We start from the raw sequence: 16,656 nt of genomic DNA on the forward strand, positions 1-16,656 counted from the left end.
GCCGAGCCATGGAAAAGGCCGCAGACAGCCCCGCTTTTCAGAACCCTGGCCAGCCGGTGCCGGGAGGGCAGGGCATTTTTCACGCTGTAAGGGTGGGCGCCGCTGCACGACCACTGGCCACCTGTGAAGCGCTGAGGGCCCCAGTCAGCACAGCAACCCTGTCACTACCCAACTCTTTGGAGATTTGAAATGAAACGTCTTTCACTGCTGACCCTCGTGCTGGCCACCACGCTGACCGCCCTGTCCCTGCCTGCCCAGTCCCAGGGCCTGACCCGCGAACAGGTCAAGATGGACCGCGACAGCTTCCTGGCGCTGATGCGATGGGACGAACTGACCGGCATGTGGGTACTGAAGTCCGGCATGGAGCCGCCGAAGGGCGTCATGTCGCGCGCCGAAGTCCTTGAGATGCGCGACCAGTTCCTGCGCATGAATGTCTATGACGACACCGTCGGCAGCTGGGTGCCCCTGAAGGCGCCGCGCAATATGAGCATGCTGACACGTGAGCAGGTCAACATGGAGACGCTGCGCTTCTTGATGATGTATCGCTACGACGAATCGCGTAACGAGTGGATCAGCCGCATGCGCTGAGACGCCGCGTTCGCACCCCGTCGGGCAGCCCCTGCCGGGGCCCGATATGCAACGCCGCGTAAGGCGTCTGTTGGGTCGCCGAGACGACCCATGCACAGGCTGGCCGCCGAGGTCTACCATCGACGGCCATGAGCCCCCAGCCCTCACTGAGCGACCGAATCGCCGCGCTGACGGCGGCGCTGGAATCCCAGGTCATCGCCTGGCGGCGCGACCTGCACCAGCATCCCGAACTGGGCAACCGCGAGTTCCGCACCGCGTCCCTCATTGCCGAGCATCTGCGCTCGCTCGGCTTTGACGATGTGAAGACCGGCGTGGCCCACACCGGCGTCGTCGGCCTGCTGCGAGGCGGCAGGCCGGGCGGCGTGGTGGCGCTGCGGGCCGACATGGACGGCCTGCCGGTCACGGAAGAGGTGGAGCTGCCCTTTGCCTCAAAGGCGCGTGCGGTCTGGAACGGCGAGGAGGTGGGCGTCATGCATGCCTGCGGGCATGACTGCCATGTCGCCATCCTGATGGGCGTGGCCAGCATCCTGGCCAGCCTGCGCGCCGACATCCCCGGCACCATCAAGTTCATCTTCCAGCCCGCCGAGGAAATGCCGCCCGAGGGCGAGGAGGGCGGCGCGGCGCTGATGATCAAGGAAGGTGTGCTGGAGAACCCGACGCCCAGTGCCATCTTCGGCCTGCACGTCACCTCGCGCCAGCACTCCGGTGTCATCGGCTACCGGCCGGGGCCGACGATGGCGAGTTCCGACAAGCTCAAGATCACCGTGCTGGGCAAGCAGACGCATGGCGCGGCGCCCTGGCTGGGCATCGACCCCATCGTCACGTCGGCGCAGATCGTGCTGGGCCTGCAGACCATCGTCAGCCGCACGCTGGACCTGAACCGCGAGCCGGCCGTCGTCACCATCGGCGCCATCAAGGGCGGTGTGCGCGAGAACATCATCCCGGACTCGGTGGAGATGCGCGGCACCATCCGCAGCTTCGACGAAGGCATGCGCGACGCCATCCACGAGCGCATCACGACGCTGGCGGAAGGCATCTCGGCGGCGTCGCGCGCGACCTGCAAGGTTTGCATCACGAAGAACTATCCCGTCACGCGCAATGACCCGGTGCTGACCGAGCAGATGGTGCCCACACTGACGCGCGTCGCGAGCACCGGCCCGCGACCCATGGGCATCGAGGTGGTGCCCAAGGCGACGGGCGCGGAGGACTTCTCGTTTTTCCAGCGCCTCATCCCGGGCCTGTTCTTCTTCGTCGGGGTGACGCCGCCGGACATCGAGCCGACCAAGGCTTATTCCAACCATTCGCCGCGCTTCGTCGTCGACGAGCGCGGGCTGGAAGTGGGCGTGCGGGCTCTGGCCAACTTGGCTGTCGACTATCTCTCGGCCGTCAAGGCTTGACGGCGCTGGCCGCCCAGGGCGAGCTGCGCAGCCTGGCGGACTCACCGCTGGCCTCCATCTGTTGCAAGACCCGCGTCAGCTGCGGCAGCAGCGCGCGGTGGCGGCCATTGAGCAGCGCGTAAAGCGGCATGGCGTGCAGGGCGGCCGGCAGACGGGTGAGGCCCTGGAGGTGGTGCGCGTCGATGTCGGGCTCGCCTGTCGTCGATGCGAACAGGGCCAGGTCGATGGCGCCCATGCGCAGCAGCCGCAGCAGGTCCAGCCGGGTTGTGGCCTCGACGCGGCGTGGCGCGCCGGCCAGCAGCTTTTCGAGCGCGACGACGCCGCGCGGGAAGCCGACACGCCAGGCCACGGCCTCGGCGAGCCCGATCGGCGCCGCCTCGCCTCGCCGCACATAGCCGATGACCTCCATCGTGGCCAGCGGCACGGGCACGAGCAACAGGGAGGGGTGTTCCTCGGCTACCGCGCGGATGCGCATCACCTCACCGTCCAGCAGACCTTGCTCGGTCATGACCAGCGAGCGGCGCAGCGGCAGAGGCTCGAAATGCACCTCGTGGCCCAGCGACGCCAGTGCCTGCTTGAGAAGCGCGCGGGCGGCAGGTGACAGGCCGCTGTGGTCGTTCGCATCGGTGGCGAAGCGCAGCGGCGTCGGCGCGGCCACACCGCGCGGGGCGGCCAGGAGCGCAAGCATCGCCGCAGCGGCCTGACGACGCCGACAACCCGCCATGGCTGCCCCCCGCTACTCGGCGCCTATGGGCGCTCTCGACTCCCCGCTCTGATATTAGGAGGTCTCTTCCGGCAGCGGCGCGATAACTCGCTCAGCTCGGCGCAATATTCAGGAAGAAGCGCGACAGCCAGCCCACGGCGTGGGCGTCAGCGGCGGCGCCGCGGCCGCGTTGCTCGATGCGGACATTGGCGACCGACGTGGACGAGACCGCATTGCCCTGGCCGATGGAGCGCGGGTCGACCTGGCCGGAAAAGCGCAGCACGTCGACGTTGCGGTTCACGCCGATCTGCTTCTCGCCGCTGATCATCAGGTGGCCGTTGGGCAGCACGCCGGTGACGACGGCCGTGATGGCGCCGGTGAACTCGTTGGTGTTCTGATTGCTGCCCTTGCCCTTGTTGTCGTTGGCCGAGGTGGCCTCGGCGGTGGCGCGGGCGAAGGCCTTGGGCGAGATGCCGGGCACGGCGCTGATGCCGGCGGACAGGCCGCCGCTCTTGCTCAGCTCGCTGCTGCTGGTCTGCGAGGCCGACACGCGTTCGGTGATCTGGATGGTCAGCGTGTCGCCGACCAGGCGGGCGCGGTGGTCCTCGAACAGCGGGCGGTAGCTGGCGCCCTGGTAGATGGCGCCGTTGCTGGCGGCGACGGGCTGCACCTGGGGCAGGTTGACGACAGGCGTGTGCGCCAGCTGGACCTGGGGCTCGGGGTAGGGCGTGGCGCAGCCGGCGAGCAGGGCTGGAAAAAGGATGGCGGCAAGGTACTTCATGACGGGTTCTCCGTGGATCAGGCCGCGCAGCCGGCCGCTTCTCGAGCGGCAGCCATGGAACCGGCTTTGCCGGGCCATCGGCTGCGCCCCCTGGGGGGAGCGCGCGAGCGCAACGGGGGGGTCAAATCTGGGCCAGTTTTTGCAGCATCTGGTCCGACGTCTGCACCGCTTTGGAATTGAGCTCGTAGGCGCGCTGGGTCTGGATCATCTGCACCAGCTCCTCGACGACGTTGACGTTGGACGTCTCGACAAAGCCCTGCTGCAAGGCGCCGATGCCGTTGTTGTTGGGCGAGCCGGTGTTGGGCGTGCCGCTGGAGGCGGTCTCGGCGAACAGGTTCTGTCCCTTGGGGTCCAGGCCGGCCGGGTTCACGAAGGTGGCGAGCTGCACCTGGCCCACGGTCTGCGGCGCGGTCTGGCCCGGCAGCGTGACGCTGACGGTGCCGTCGTTGCCGATGGTCAGGCTCTGGGCGTTGTTCGGGATCGTGATGCCGGGCAGCACGGTGTAGCCATTGCTGGTGACCATCTGGCCGTCGGCGTTGAGCTGGAAGCTGCCGTCCCGCGTGTACGAGGTCGTGCCGTCGGGCATCTGCACCTGGAAGAAGCCGTCGCCCTTGATGGCCAGGTCGAGGTTGTTGCTGGTCTGCTGCAGGTTGCCCTGGGTGTAGATGCGCGCGGTGGCGACGGGTCGGACGCCCAGGCCGACCTGCAGCCCAGTCGGCAGCGTGGTCTGCTCGGTCGTGTTGGCGCCGCTCTGGCGCATGTTCTGGTAGATCAGGTCCTCGAACACCGCGTGCGAACGCTTGTAGCCGTTGGTGGCGACGTTGGCGAGGTTGTGGGAGATGTTGTCCAGCTGAACCTGCTGGGCTTCCATGCCGGTCTTGGCAATCCAGAGCGAGCGCATCATGGTTAAGTACCTCTTTACTGGCTGCCGAGCAGCTTGGCGGATTGCTGTCCCTGGGTCTGGGCGATCTGCAGCAGCTTCATCTGCTGCTCGAATTGGCGACCGGCGGCGATCATGGCGACCATGGTCTCGACCGGGCTGACGTTGGAGCCTTCCAGCGCACCGTCCTGCACCCGCGCGGCCGGGTTGGCGGGCAGGTCGCCCTCCTGGGCACGGAACAGGCCGTCGTCGCCGCGGGTCATCGGCACCTCTGGCGTGACCAGCTTGAGCCGGCCCACCGTGGTGGGGCGCTGGTTGGGCTGCTTGGCGCTGATGGTGCCGTCGCTGCCGATCTCGACCGAGCTGTTGGGCGGCACATTGATGGGACCGCCGTCGCCCAGCACCGGCATGCCGTTGCGCATGACCAGCAGGCCTTCGGCATTGACGTCCAGCGAGCCGGCGCGGGTGTAGGCCTCGGTGCCGTCGTTGGCCTGCACGGCCAGCCAGGCATTGCCCTGCATGGCGACGTCGAGGCTGCGACCCGTGGGCGTCAGCGGCCCTTGCGCGTCGTTGTAGCCAATGGTGGTTTCCAGCGCGAAGGCGCGCGTGGACGCGCCGTCGCCCTGCACCGGCACGGCGCGGAAAGCCTGCAGCTCCGCCCGAAAACCATTCGTGGTGACGTTGGCGAGGTTGTGCGAGAGCACGTCCTGCCGCTGCATGGCGGCTTTGGCGCCGGCCATCGAGAGGTAGATCATGCGGTCCATCGCGCGTCCTCAGCCGTTGTCGTGATCAGCGCAGGTTCACGATCGTCTGCAGGACCTGGTCCTGCGTCTTGATCGTCTGCGCATTGGCCTGGTAGGCACGCTGGGCCGTCACCATGTTGACAAGCTCGGCGGTCAGGTCGACGTTGCTTTCCTCCAGCGCGCCGGATTGCATCGCGCCCATGTTGCCGTCACCCGGCACGCCGACGACGGCGTCGCCCGAAGCGACGGTGCGGATCCAGACGTTGCCGCCCATGGTCTGCAGTCCTTGCGGGTTGCGGAAATTGGCAAGCTCGATCTGGCCGGCCGGCTTGCTCTGGCCGTTGGAATAGCGGGCCTGGACGATGCCGTCGTTCGCCACCTGGATGCCGGTCAGCTGGCCGGGCGCGTAGCCGTCCTGGGTCAGGTTGGTCACCGCGAAGCTGCTGCCGTTCTCGGTGGCGCCGGCCAGGTTGAGCTGGATGCCGGGAATGGACAGGGTCGGGTTGCCGCGTGAGCTGACGCCGGCGGGCACCGTCATCGTGATGTCGCCGGGTGGCGTCGTGGCGCTGCCGGTGATGCCGGAAGGCGCGCCGCCGGTGGGCGGGAAGGTGATGGTGGTGAAAGGCGCCGTCGGGTTGCCGAAGGCGTCCAGCGCGATGGCGCCGCCTGCGGCGTCGGTATCGAACGGCGTGCCATTGGCCGTCGCATAGACGTTCCAGACGTCGTTGGGCGGCACGGCGCCACTGGGGTCGGCCGCGCGCTGGAAGTAGAAGGTCACCGCGACGTCCTGGCCCTTGGCGTCGTAGACGGTCATCGACGTGGCGTTGTTGTAGGTGGCGCTGTCTTTCAGGTCCATGCCCACGCCGGTGCCGCCGCCGGGGGCGGTGCTCTTCAGGCGCGAGTCGAGGTTGAACTCCATCGTCACATTGGCGGTCGTCGCCGGCGGGATGCCACCGGTGGGCAGCTGCAGCGGCTGGGCGGTGCCCGGCTGGATGACGCCAGCGCCGTTGGCCGGGTAGCCCATCAGCTTGAGCTGGTCGTTGTTGACGATGAAGCCGTCTTTGCTGACCTTGAACTGGCCGTTGCGGCTGTAGCGCGTCGGGTTGACACCGTCGCTGACCTGGAAGAAGCCGCCGCCGTTGATGGCGAGGTCCATCGGGTTCTCCGTCACCGTGATGTTGCCCTGCGTGAACTGCTGGGCGACGGACTGCAGGCTGGTGCCGATGCCGATCTGGTTCTGTCCTGCACCGTTGAGCGCGGCCGCATAGACGTCGGAGAACTCGGCCCGCGAGCCCTTGGCGCCGTAGGTGCCGGAGTTGGCGATGTTGTTGCCGATGACGTCCAGGTTCTTGGAGGCGGCATTGAGACCGGAAAGGCCTTGCTGGAAGCTCATGGGGAGTCCTTGCTGTCGTGCGGGGAAAAGTTAGTTGACTGCCGAGACGGCCGTGTAGTCCACGGGGCCGAGGCGCGCGAGGTTCAGCTTGAGGTTGCCGCCCTCGCTGTAGACGGCGTCGACCTTGTCGTAGGCATAGGTCGTTGCCGCGACGGCGGCGGTGCCGTTGGTGGCGGTGATGCGGTACTTGACCTCGGCGCCCTCGGCGGCAGCCGAGCCGGCGTTCCAGGCGAAGGTCTGGCGGCCCGAGCCTTGCGCGCCGAGCTGCTTGGTGTCGATGACATTGCCAGCCGGGCCGAGGATCTCCAGCTTCACGTTCTGCGCCGCACCGGCGAGTTCATAGCTGCCCTCGGCGATGCCGGCGTCGACCTGGATCTTGTCGCTGGGCACGCTGACCTCTCGGCCGACGAGGGAGATGGACTGCAGCGCCTGCATCTGGCCGAGCTGGCCGCCCAGGCTCTTGATGCTGGTGTCCAGCGTCGACAGGCTCGTGACCTGCTGGATCTGCGCCATCTGGCTCGTCACCTGGGCGTTGTCCATCGGGTTGAGCGGGTCCTGGTTGTTCATCTGCGCGACGAGCAGCTTCAGGAAGCGGTCCTGGGTCTCGGCGGCGTTCTTGGCGGAGACGGTGGGCGCGCCCGTCGTGCTGCCGTTGAGTGCGGTGATGTCCATCAGCTTTGCCCAAGTTGCAAGGTCTTGAGCAGCAGGCTCTTGGCCGTGCTCATCACCTCGATGTTGTTTTGGTAGGAGCGCGAGGCCGAGATCATGTTGACCATCTCTTCCACCGTGTTCACGTTGGAATAGGTCACGTATCCGTCGACGTCCGCCTGCGGATGCTTGGGATCGTGGATGCGGCGTCCGGGCGTCTGGTCCTCGCTGATGTTGGTCACGCGAACGCCGGCGTTGCCGCTGTCGTTGCCCGCGCCCATCAGCGCCGTCTGGAAGACGACCTGGCGTGCCTTGTAGGCCTGACCGTCCGGCCCGGCCACGGTGTCGGCGTTGGCCAGGTTGCTGGCCACCACGTTGAGGCGCTGGCTCTGCGCGCTGACCGCGCTGCCGGCGACGTTGAAGATCTGGAACATCGACATGGTCTAGTTCTCCTCAGCCCTGGTTGTGCGACTTCATCGCGTCGAGCGTCGTGCGCACCGAACCGCTGATGAAGCGCAGCGTGGCCTCGTACTTCACCGAGTTGTCGGCAAAGCTGGCGCGTTCACGGTCCATGTCGACGCCGTTGCTGTCCAGGCTGGTCTGGGACTGCAGCGCGTACTGCTTGCCGCTCTCGCCGCGGGCGCCGGCCAGCGGGGCCATGTGGCCGCGCTGCGTCGTCTGCAGCGCGCCAGGCGTGCCGACCTGACCGGTGGCCTCGCGCAGCGCGCGGGCAAAGTCGATGTCGCGGGCCTGGTAGCCCGGTGTGTCGGCATTGGCGATGTTGCTGGCGAGCAGGCGCTGGCGCTCCGCCCGCAGCGTCAGGGCCTGGGTCTGGAAGTTCAGCGTGTCGGTCAGTCGGTTCAGCATCTGGGGCCTCTTTCGAGGTTGGTGGCCGGGATGGCTCTTGCGCAAATTGTCTGGAGCGGGCCGGAAAACATGAGCGGGATTAGCGGGTGCAAAGCCGCTCATTTCCGATCTAGCAAAGCCGGCCCCATCTCTAGAGTGGCGGCCATGCTTCGCGCCACCCTGCTCCTTGTCTGCCTGCTCGCTGCCCTGCCTGGGTGGGCGCAGACCGTGCTCGATCCAGCCGTGCTGGAACGCGTGCGCGTGCTGGCCGAAACGGCCGCCCGCGTGGCTGCACCGCCCAATACCCGCGTCGCTGTCGAGATCGGCGCGCTGGACGCCCGCCTGCGCCTGGCGCCCTGCCGCCAGGTCCAGCCCTATCTGCCGCCGGGCATGGCCGTCTGGGGCAAAAGCCGCATCGGCCTGCGCTGCACCGACGGCGTGGCGCGCTGGAATGTGACGCTGCCCGTGCGTGTGGCCGTGCTCGGCCGCGCCGTGGTGGCCGCCAGCCCGCTGCCGGCTGGCGTGAATTTGTCTCAAGAACATCTGGCGCTGGCCGATATCGACATTGCCGCCGAACCCGGCGCCGTCTTTACCGACCCGGACGTGCTGATCGGGCGCACGCTGGCCCGGCCGCTGGGCGCCGCCGACGCCGTGCGTGCGCCGGCGCTGAAGTCCCGCCAGTGGTTTGCCGCTGGCGAGACGGTGCAGGTTCGCGTCGCCGGCGAAGGGTTTGCCGTCGCCTCGGAAGCCAGGGCCATGAGCGCCGGCATCGAAGGGCAGGACGTCAAGGTGCGCTTCGAGAGCGGCCGCGTCGCCAGCGGACGGGCTGTCGGCGAGCGCCGGGTGGAGCTGCTGTTGTGAGCAAAGCACCACGAATCTCGGCAACTGGCCGGAAAAACCCGCCAGTTCCCGCTCAAGTTCCTAGGCCAGGGGCCGATACAAGGGGAAACTCCCCTGCAATGCCCCATGCGGGGTCTGCCCCGCACCCTGGAGAAGCTCATGAAAATCGGTAACAGCCCTGACGGCAGCGCCAGCCCCACGAAGGCCGAGCAGCGCCCCGCCGCGCGCAAGCCCGAGGCCGCCGGGTCGAACGACATCGTCCGGCAGACCCCGACCGCCGCCGCCCCGGCGCCCAGCGCCCAGGTGGCCATTTCCAGCACCGCCAAGCTGGCCGCCAGCGGCGCCGGCGACGACGGCAGCTTCGACGCCGCCAAGGTCGACCGCATCTCCAAGGCCATCAGTGAGGGCAAGTTCACGATCAACGCGAACGCCATCGCGGACAAGCTGGTCGCGAATGCGCAAGAATTGCTCAGCGCGCGCGCCAACAAGCACTAATCCAATGACCGCCATTGCCTCGCCCACACCGCTCAGCCCCGAACTCGAACAGCCTTTGCTGGCTGTCGAAGCTGCGCTGAACCAACTCGGCGACGCCCTGGCCCGCCGCGACGCTGGCGCGATCGAGCAGCACGCGGCCGAGCTGCACCAGCACCTGGCCCGCGCCGTTCAGACCTTCAGTGAAGCCGCCCGCACCGGCAGCGTGCCGGCCGCGCTGCGCAACCGCCTCGTGCGCGCCGGTGGCTTGCTGGCCGCCCAGCGCGAAACGCTGGCCCGCGGCAATGCCTCGCTGGACCGCGCGCTGGATGTGCTGATCCCGAGCGAACCGACGGGCCTTTATGGCGCCGGCGGCAAGGCCGAGCGCCGCAGCACGGGCGGCGGCAGCTTCCAGGCCTGAGCGCCTACCGCCCCCGACAAGGCCACCTCGCGAGGTGGCTTTTTCACGCCCTCAATTTCGGCCGGCCATCACACCGCCGTCCACATCCCAGACCACACCCGTGATCCAGCTCGCCTGCCCCGACAGCAGGAAGCCGATGGCGCCCGCCACATCCTGCGGCTGGCCGACGCGGCCGAGCGGGTGGAAGGCGTCGAAGCTGCGCAGCGTCGGCTCGACCTGGTCCTTGGCGATGAAGCTTTCGTAGATCGGCGTCGCCACGACCGCCGGCGCCACCGCGTTGACGCGGATGTCGTGCGGCGCCAGCTCCATCGCCAGATGCTGGGTCAGTGCATGCAGGCCGGCCTTGGCCATTGAGTAGGCCGACGACGGCGTGGCCGCGATGGCCTGCTTGGCCCACATCGAGCCGATGAAGACCATGGCGCCCGGGCGCTTCGTCTCGACCCACTGGCGTGCGATGGCCTGCGTCAGGAAGAAGCTGGCGCGGTTGAGGGCGTGATAGGCGTCGTAGTCGGCCGCCTCATGGGCAAGGAAGGGCTTGGGCACGAACACGCCGGCGGCGTTGACGAACAGGTCGACGTCGCGATGCGCGCCCTGCAGCGCCTCGGTGACGGCCGCCAGGCCGGCGGGCGTCGTGATGTCCGCGGCAATCGTCGCCACCCGGTCCGCGGCGTTCAGCCGCTCGGCGACAGCCTGTAGCTTGGTGGCGCTGCGGCCCACCAGCACCACGCGGGCGCCCTGACCGAGCAGGTCGGACGCGACCTGGGCGCCGATGCCGCTGCCGCCGCCGATGACGAGGAGCTTGCGACCTGTGAACTGTTGAGTCATGGAATCTCCTTTAGCTACCTACCAATTGGTAGGTATACGGGGCGGAAAAAGCCCGTGACGGCACCCCCGCCGCCAACGGGTGCCAGGCTGGATCGGGAAAGGGGCCGGGGCGCCTAGCGCCAGCAGAGGTCGAGCATGGCGCGGCCGACGGTGGATGGGCCCTGGTCGTTGGCCAGGCCGCGGCCGACGACCATCGCGCCTTCCAGCGCGCAGAGGTAGGCGCGCGCCAGCGCTTCGGGCTGTGCCGCCGGGTCGAGCGCGCCCTCGCGCTGGCCGAGTTCGAAGCCCTCCTGCAGCCAGCGCAGGTTGATGCCGAAGAAGCGCGCCACCTCGTCGCGCACGCTCTCCGGCAGGTCGTGCGCCTCGGCGCCCAGCATGCCGCAGACGCACAGGCGCCGCTCACGCGCGAAGGTGCGGTCGAACAGCTCGGCATAGGCCACCAGCCGATCGCGCGCGCGGGCATGGTGGCCTTCGATGCGCAACAGCTCCTCGCGGAAGCGGTGGGTGTAGCGCTGCACCACCATCGTCGCCAGGTCGGCCTTGGCCGGGAAGTGGTGATGGATGCTCGGCTTCTTGATGCCGATCAGCTGCGCCACATCGTCGTAGGAGAAGCCGTTGTAGCCTTGCTGCTGCAGCAGGCCTTCGGCGGCGTCGACGACACGTTCGGCGGCAGGGCTCAGTTCGGAGAAGTGCTTCATGGCGGGCCGGCGATCAGCCGGCACAGAGTCGATGGCGGCAATTTACCTACCAATTGGTAGGTTCGTCAAGCGACTTTGCGAAGCGAGTTCAGGTGGTGGCCTTGCGCCGCACCGAGTCCAGGTAGGCATGGCCGTCCGGCGGCAGGCCACTGCGCTGCGAGGCCCAGATCATTTCGCCTAAAGCGTCCATGGCCGCGTGGTGCGCCTCGTGGCGTGAGTTGCGCTTGGCGCTCAGCAGGTCGACCGCCTGGCGGATGCCCGACGGCTGGTCGATGGCGTGCTGTTCGGTGATGGTCAGGTGCATGGACAGGTGCAGGAAGGGGTTGGTGCGCCCTTCCTCCACCGTGTAGACCTTCTCCAGCGCGGCGGCCTCGTCGGCGAGTTCCTCGTGGTACTCCGGGTGCTCGGCGATCCAGTCGGCCGCGATGGCCTCCATCGGAATCAGCGGCAAGCCATCGCGCCATTTGCGGTAGGTGGCGCAGAAGAAGCGCCGGACTTCGAGCTGGGACGGGGCGAACATGGTCTCAATTGTCGCTTCTAGGTCGGGCCGGCGTCCTGCCTGTCCCAGCCGCCGCGCTGGGCTTTGCGGTGCGCATCCTCGGCCTCGCGTTCGGCGGCCATCAGTTCCTCGAACTGCTGGCGACCCAATCGGGCGGCGGCGATCAAAGCGCCTTCGTCGCCCTGCAAGGGCACCATGCGGTCGAGCACCTCGATGTTGTGGCGCCTGAAACGCATGGCCTGCCGGCGCGCGGCATGCGGTTCCATGCCGGTCAGCTCCAGCACGCTGCGGGCGCTCATCAGCGCGGCGTCGAAGGTCTCGCGTTCGATGTGGCGAACGCCGGCTTCATGCAACTGGTAGTAGTGCTGCACATTGCGTGCGCGGGCCACGACGGTGAGTTGCGGAAAATGCTCGCGCGCCATCTCGGCGAGCTTGATGCTCTGGGCAATGTCGTCGATGGCGATGACGAGGATGCGCGCCGTCGCCGCACCGGCGGTCTTGAGCATGTCCAGCCGTGTCGCATCGCCGTAATAGACCGTCCAGCCAAAGCGGCGCAGGCTTTCGATGGCCTCGGAGTCATGGTCCAGCACGGTGGCCTCGATGCCATTGGCGCGCAGCATGCGGGCCACGACCTGGCCGTAGCGGCCGCTGCCGGCAATGATGATGGGCGAGGGCGGTGGCGGCGGCGCCTCGGCGCGCTTGTTGAGCCCGCGGCGCGCGAGTTTCTGCGACATCAGCCGGTCGCCGCCGGTCAGCAGCAGCGGGGTCAGCGCCAGCGACAAGGCGACGGCCGCGACCAGCGCCGAGTTCTGCGCCGCGTCGATCATGCCGTTGCCCTGCGCGAGCTGGAAGACGACAAAGCCGAATTCGCCGCCCGGCGCCAGCAGGATGATGAAGGCCGGCCGCTCGACCAGCGGGATCTTCATCAGCTTGGACATGACGGCCAGCACGACGATCTTCAGGCTCAGCAGGGCCAGCAGCAGCGCGGCGACGAAGCCGGGCTGAGCGGCCACGGCCTTGAGGTCCAGCCCCATGCCGACCGCGATGAAGAACAAGCCAAGCAGCAGGCCCTTGAACGGCTCCAGGTCGGTCTCCAGCTCGCGCCGGTATTCGCTCTCGGCCAGCAGCACGCCGGCCAGGAAGGCGCCCAGCGCCATCGACAAGCCTGCCACCTGCATCAGCGACGCCGTGCCCAGCACCAGCAGCAGCGCGGCGGCCGTGAAGATCTCGGGCGTCTTGCTGTGCGCAATCCAGCGCAGCGCCGGGCGCAGCAGCAGCCGGCCGCCGAAGATGATGACGACGATGGCGCCGATGGCCTTGGCCGCGGCCAGCCAGGTCTGCCCATCGCCATCGTCCGGCGCGCCGCTGATCGCCAGCACGGGCACCAGGGCCAGCACGGGAATGGCAGCGATGTCCTGCAGCAGGGCGACGGACAGGATGCTCTCGCCCGCGGTCGTGCGCCCGAGATTGCGCTCTGCCAGCACCGCCAGCGCCACCGCGGTCGACGACATCGCCAGGCCCAGGCTGACGACGACGGTCAGCCGCCACGGGTAGCCCAGCGCGATGCCGACCGCCGCCAGCGCCGCCGCGCAACCCAGCAGCTGCACGCTGCCCCAGCCGAAGATCGGCCGGCGCATGGCCCACAGTCGCTTGGGCTCCAGCTCCAGGCCGACGAGGAAAAGCATCAGCACGACGCCCAACTCGGCCACCTCCGCAATGGCTGCCGATTCGGGCACCAGCCCCAACACAGGTCCGACGACAAGGCCGGCGACGAGATAACCCAGGATGGACCCCAGCCGAAGCCAGCGCGCCAGCGGGACGGCGACGACGGCGGCGCCGAGAAAGACGAGCGGCAGCTGTAGCCACGCGCCGTGGCCGGCGCTCATTGGTGCACCCTTCGCGCTGCGCACTGTCCCGCCAGGCGGGAGCGAGCTTGCTTGGGACGGCCCTGCGCGGCGCTCATACCGCACCTCCCAGCGCCGAGAAGAGCGGCGGTCGTTCGTCGAGCTCGACGTCGTCCTCGTCTCCGACGGGGGCGGATGCGACGTGCTCGCACCATTCGGGGTAATGCGCCAGCCGCTTCACGAACAGCTCGGCATGGGCGGTGATCTGCGCATCGGTTGCGCGGTGAGCGGCGTGCAGGATCTGCGGCGGCAGGTAGTTCATGCCGCAGGTGCGCGCCGACTGCAGATACGGCAGCAGGAACTCGTCGATGGCATGGTGGTTGTGGCCGCCCGGCGCATAGGCCTCCGCGCCGCCGCCGGTGGATGCCACCAGCCAGAAGTCCTTGCCATGCAGGGCCGTGCCGCCCGGCCCGTAAGCCCAGCCCAGGCGCGGCACTTCGTCCAGCCAGAGCTTTTGCAGCGCCGGCATGCTGTACCAGTAGATGGGGTGCAGCATGACGACCAGCTTCGCCGTCTCCAGCGCCCGCTGCTCAGCGTCGATGTCGATGTGGAAGTCCGGGTAGAGGCGGTAGAGGTCGCGCAGCTCGACCCGCTCCGCTGCAGGCGAGGCGCGCAGCGCGTCGAGCACGGTGCGGGTCGCATGGGAGCGGGCCAGGTCGGGATGGGCGGCGAGGACGAGGATGTCGCGGGGGCTACTGTCAGGCATGGTCGGCTAGGGTAACTTCAGCGCACGACAGCTTCATCGTGATCAGCCCCAATGCGCATCTTCGAGACCCTTGCCGATCTTCAAGCCCTGATCGGCCAACCGCTGGGCCACAGCGACTGGATCACCGTCGACCAGGCCCGCGTCAACGCCTTCGCCGAGGCGACGGAGGACCGGCAGTGGATCCACGTCGACCCCGAGCGCGCCAAGGCGGGGCCGTTCGGCGGGCCCATTGCGCATGGCTTCCTGACCTTGTCGCTGATTCCGTACTTCTTCGAAACCGGCTTTGCGGTGCGCGAGACGCGCATGGTCGTCAACTACGGCCTCAACAAGGTGCGCTTCACGAAGCCGGTGCCGGTTGGCAGCCTGCTGCGCGCGGGCTTCAAGCTGCTGGCGATGGATGACGTGGCCGGCGGCGCGGTGCAGCTGACGGTGGAAGTGGCCGTCGAGGCCGAAGGCGCGGCCAAGCCGGTCTGCGTGGCGGAGAGCCTGGCGCGGCATTACCGGTGAAATAGCGGGATAGCATCGCGGCCGTTCCAACGACCGCACTGCACCATGGCCTCCAGCCTGCTCGTACTGCTCGACGACATCGCCACCATCCTCGACGACGTGGCGGTCATGACCAAGGTCGCCGCCAAGAAGACCGCCGGCGTGCTGGGCGACGACCTGGCGCTCAATGCCCAGCAGGTCACCGGCGTCAAGGCGGACCGCGAACTGCCGGTGGTCTGGGCGGTGGCCGTGGGCTCACTGCTGAACAAGGCCATCCTCGTGCCGGCAGCGCTGGCGATTGCGACCTTCGCGCCCTGGGCGATCACGCCGCTGCTGATGATCGGCGGCGCCTTCCTGTGCTTCGAGGGCTTCGAGAAGCTGGCGCACAAGTTCATGCACAGCAATGCCGAGGACAAGGCCCACCACCAGGAGCTGGTGCAGGCCGTGGCGAATCCTCAGGTGGACATGGTCCAGTTCGAGAAGGACAAGATCAAGGGCGCCGTGCGCACCGACTTCATCCTGTCGGCCGAAATCATCGTCATCTCGCTGGGCACGGTGGCCGACAAGCCGTTCATGTCGCAGCTCGCCGTGCTGGTGGCCATCTCGTTGGCGATGACGGTGGGCGTTTACGGTCTGGTGGCCGGCATCGTCAAGCTGGACGACGCGGGGCTGTGGCTGTCGCAGCGCGCCAGCGCCGCCTCGCGCGCCCTTGGCCGCGGCCTGCTGGCGATGGCGCCGTGGCTGATGAAGACGCTGTCGGTGGTCGGCACCGCGGCGATGTTCCTGGTGGGCGGCGGCATCCTGGTGCATGGCATCCCGGCGCTGCATCACGTGGTGGAACAGTGGGTCGCAGGTCAGTCCTGGGGCGTGGCCGCGCTGATCGAGAACGCCGCCAACGGCCTGGCCGGTATCGTCGCCGGCGCGCTGGTGCTCGCCGCCTGGACCGGCGTGCAGAAACTGCGCGGGAAGTAAGCCGCGCTCAGTTGGCGCTGTAAGCCAGCCGCACGTAGATCGGCGCGAAGGCCTCGGCCTGCGTGATCTCCAGCAGGCGCTCCTTGGCCAGCTCCAGCATGGCAATGAAGGTGACGACGAGAACGGCCTGGCCCTTCTCGACGTCGAAAAGCTTTTCGAACTCGACGAAGCGCTGGCCCTGCAGGCGGCGCAGCACGATGCTCATGTGCTCGCGCACCGACAGCTGCTCGCGGCTGATCTTGTGGTGCTGGTTGAGCTTGGCGCGCTTGAGGATGTCCAGCCAGGCGTCGCGCAGGTCGGCGGTGGACACGTCGGGAAAGTTCGGCGCCAGCGACTGTTCGATGTGCACCTGCGCACGCAGGAAGTCGCGACCCAGCTGCGGCAGGCGGTCCAGCCGCGCGGCGGCCAGCTTCATCTGCTCGTACTCCAGCAGGCGCCGCACGAGTTCGGCGCGCGGGTCTTCGGCCTCCTTGCCGTCCTCGCTCTTCTTGGGCGGCAGCAGCATGCGTGACTTGATCTCGATCAGCATCGCGGCCATCAAAAGGTACTCGCTGGCCAGCTCCAGGTTGTGGCGGCGGATCTGCTCGACATAGCTCAGGTACTGGCGGGTCACATCGGCCAGCGGAATGTCGAGGATGTTGAAGTTCTGCTTGCGGATCAGATACAGCAGCAGGTCCAGCGGGCCCTGGAAGGCTTCGAGGAAGACCTCCAGCGCATCCGGCGGGATGTAGAGGTCCAGCGGCATCTGGAACAGCGGCTCGCCGTACAGGCGCGCCACCGCCACCGCGTCGACCACCTCGGGCATGTCCGAGCCAGCCGATGCAGCCTGGCTGGATGCCTCAGCCATGACCGTCA

Annotated in this window: 21 protein-coding genes; 7 read left to right on the plus strand and 14 right to left on the minus strand. The window is 68.1% G+C overall.

Features of this window, described 5'->3' with window-relative positions; translation table 11 throughout:
* Positions 1-189 precede the first annotated feature (189 nt).
* Together ASC81_RS04650 and ASC81_RS04655 are read left to right on the plus strand one after the other, a co-directional pair.
* Positions 190-588, plus strand: coding sequence for a hypothetical protein (locus ASC81_RS04650; RefSeq protein WP_056263267.1), 399 nt, complete (start codon positions 190-192; stop codon positions 586-588).
* Positions 589-716: 128 nt separating this feature from the next.
* Entirely contained in the window at positions 717-1,985 is a 1,269-nt protein-coding gene (locus ASC81_RS04655; RefSeq protein WP_056263269.1) for an amidohydrolase, read from the plus strand.
* Here the strand turns inward: ASC81_RS04655 and ASC81_RS04660 are convergent.
* The 8 genes from ASC81_RS04660 to flgB form a co-directional block, all read right to left on the minus strand.
* Positions 1,975-2,673 (minus strand): transporter substrate-binding domain-containing protein, encoded by a 699-nt coding sequence (locus ASC81_RS04660; protein ID WP_056263270.1) that lies wholly within the window; start codon positions 2,671-2,673, stop codon positions 1,975-1,977. The genes ASC81_RS04655 and ASC81_RS04660 overlap by 11 nt on opposite strands.
* Before the next feature lie 127 nt (positions 2,674-2,800).
* Positions 2,801-3,469 carry a flagellar basal body L-ring protein FlgH gene (locus ASC81_RS04665; RefSeq protein ID WP_056263273.1) on the minus strand — a complete coding sequence of 223 codons (669 nt, stop codon included), beginning with the start codon at positions 3,467-3,469 and terminating at the stop codon, positions 2,801-2,803.
* A 121-nt stretch (positions 3,470-3,590) separates the two neighbouring features.
* Positions 3,591-4,373: a flagellar basal-body rod protein FlgG gene (gene flgG, locus ASC81_RS04670; protein ID WP_056263275.1), complete on the minus strand. Its 783-nt coding sequence runs from the start codon at positions 4,371-4,373 to the stop codon at positions 3,591-3,593.
* A gap of 14 nt (positions 4,374-4,387) precedes the next feature.
* Positions 4,388-5,113: a flagellar basal-body rod protein FlgF gene (gene flgF / locus ASC81_RS04675; RefSeq protein WP_056263277.1), complete on the minus strand. Its 726-nt coding sequence runs from the start codon at positions 5,111-5,113 to the stop codon at positions 4,388-4,390.
* A 25-nt stretch (positions 5,114-5,138) separates the two neighbouring features.
* Entirely contained in the window at positions 5,139-6,485 is a 1,347-nt protein-coding gene (gene flgE / locus ASC81_RS04680; protein ID WP_056263280.1) for a flagellar hook protein FlgE, read from the minus strand.
* Positions 6,486-6,515: 30 nt separating this feature from the next.
* The gene (locus tag ASC81_RS04685) at positions 6,516-7,157 is read right to left on the minus strand and encodes a flagellar hook assembly protein FlgD (protein WP_056263282.1); all 642 of its coding nucleotides are present in this window, start codon (positions 7,155-7,157) and stop codon (positions 6,516-6,518) included.
* Positions 7,157-7,573, minus strand: a complete 417-nt coding sequence (flgC, locus tag ASC81_RS04690) for a flagellar basal body rod protein FlgC (RefSeq protein WP_056263284.1) — start codon at positions 7,571-7,573, stop codon at positions 7,157-7,159. Before flgC ends, ASC81_RS04685 begins: the two co-directional genes overlap by 1 nt.
* A gap of 13 nt (positions 7,574-7,586) precedes the next feature.
* Positions 7,587-8,000 carry a flagellar basal body rod protein FlgB gene (gene flgB, locus ASC81_RS04695; protein WP_056263287.1) on the minus strand — a complete coding sequence of 138 codons (414 nt, stop codon included), beginning with the start codon at positions 7,998-8,000 and terminating at the stop codon, positions 7,587-7,589.
* A gap of 144 nt (positions 8,001-8,144) precedes the next feature.
* Here flgB and flgA point away from each other — a divergent pair, with 144 nt between their 5' ends.
* From flgA to ASC81_RS04710, 3 genes are all read left to right on the plus strand, one after another.
* Complete coding sequence (flgA, locus tag ASC81_RS04700; RefSeq protein WP_162245854.1) at positions 8,145-8,840, plus strand: flagellar basal body P-ring formation chaperone FlgA; 696 nt, start codon at positions 8,145-8,147, stop codon at positions 8,838-8,840.
* A 138-nt stretch (positions 8,841-8,978) separates the two neighbouring features.
* Positions 8,979-9,314: a flagellar biosynthesis anti-sigma factor FlgM gene (gene flgM, locus ASC81_RS04705; protein ID WP_082536323.1), complete on the plus strand. Its 336-nt coding sequence runs from the start codon at positions 8,979-8,981 to the stop codon at positions 9,312-9,314.
* Positions 9,315-9,318: 4 nt separating this feature from the next.
* Entirely contained in the window at positions 9,319-9,711 is a 393-nt protein-coding gene (locus ASC81_RS04710) for a hypothetical protein (RefSeq protein WP_056263292.1), read from the plus strand.
* Between the two features lie 51 nt (positions 9,712-9,762).
* Here the strand turns inward: ASC81_RS04710 and ASC81_RS04715 are convergent, their stop codons facing one another.
* From ASC81_RS04715 to ASC81_RS04735, 5 genes are all read right to left on the minus strand, one after another.
* The gene (locus ASC81_RS04715; RefSeq protein ID WP_056263294.1) at positions 9,763-10,536 is read right to left on the minus strand and encodes an SDR family NAD(P)-dependent oxidoreductase; all 774 of its coding nucleotides are present in this window, start codon (positions 10,534-10,536) and stop codon (positions 9,763-9,765) included.
* 113 nt (positions 10,537-10,649) lie between these two features.
* Positions 10,650-11,234, minus strand: a complete 585-nt coding sequence (locus ASC81_RS04720) for a TetR/AcrR family transcriptional regulator (protein ID WP_056263296.1) — start codon at positions 11,232-11,234, stop codon at positions 10,650-10,652.
* A gap of 88 nt (positions 11,235-11,322) precedes the next feature.
* Entirely contained in the window at positions 11,323-11,754 is a 432-nt protein-coding gene (locus tag ASC81_RS04725; RefSeq protein ID WP_056263299.1) for a DUF1841 family protein, read from the minus strand.
* 17 nt (positions 11,755-11,771) lie between these two features.
* Positions 11,772-13,619: a glutathione-regulated potassium-efflux system protein KefC gene (gene kefC, locus ASC81_RS04730; RefSeq protein ID WP_056263301.1), complete on the minus strand. Its 1,848-nt coding sequence runs from the start codon at positions 13,617-13,619 to the stop codon at positions 11,772-11,774.
* A gap of 73 nt (positions 13,620-13,692) precedes the next feature.
* Positions 13,693-14,343 (minus strand): NAD(P)H-dependent oxidoreductase, encoded by a 651-nt coding sequence (locus ASC81_RS04735; RefSeq protein ID WP_082536250.1) that lies wholly within the window; start codon positions 14,341-14,343, stop codon positions 13,693-13,695.
* Between the two features lie 51 nt (positions 14,344-14,394).
* Between ASC81_RS04735 and ASC81_RS04740 the strand changes: the two genes are divergently transcribed.
* Positions 14,395-14,850, plus strand: a complete 456-nt coding sequence (locus tag ASC81_RS04740) for a MaoC family dehydratase (protein WP_056263304.1) — start codon at positions 14,395-14,397, stop codon at positions 14,848-14,850.
* Positions 14,851-14,895: 45 nt separating this feature from the next.
* Positions 14,896-15,801: a DUF808 domain-containing protein gene (locus ASC81_RS04745; protein WP_056263306.1), complete on the plus strand. Its 906-nt coding sequence runs from the start codon at positions 14,896-14,898 to the stop codon at positions 15,799-15,801.
* Positions 15,802-15,808: 7 nt separating this feature from the next.
* Here ASC81_RS04745 and ASC81_RS04750 read toward each other — a convergent pair whose 3' ends face one another.
* Positions 15,809-16,648, minus strand: a complete 840-nt coding sequence (locus tag ASC81_RS04750; RefSeq protein ID WP_056263308.1) for a ScpA family protein — start codon at positions 16,646-16,648, stop codon at positions 15,809-15,811.
* Positions 16,649-16,656 lie beyond the last annotated feature (8 nt).

This window comes from Pelomonas sp. Root405, assembly GCF_001425165.1.
In the GTDB taxonomy this organism is placed as follows: domain Bacteria; phylum Pseudomonadota; class Gammaproteobacteria; order Burkholderiales; family Burkholderiaceae_C; genus Pelomonas.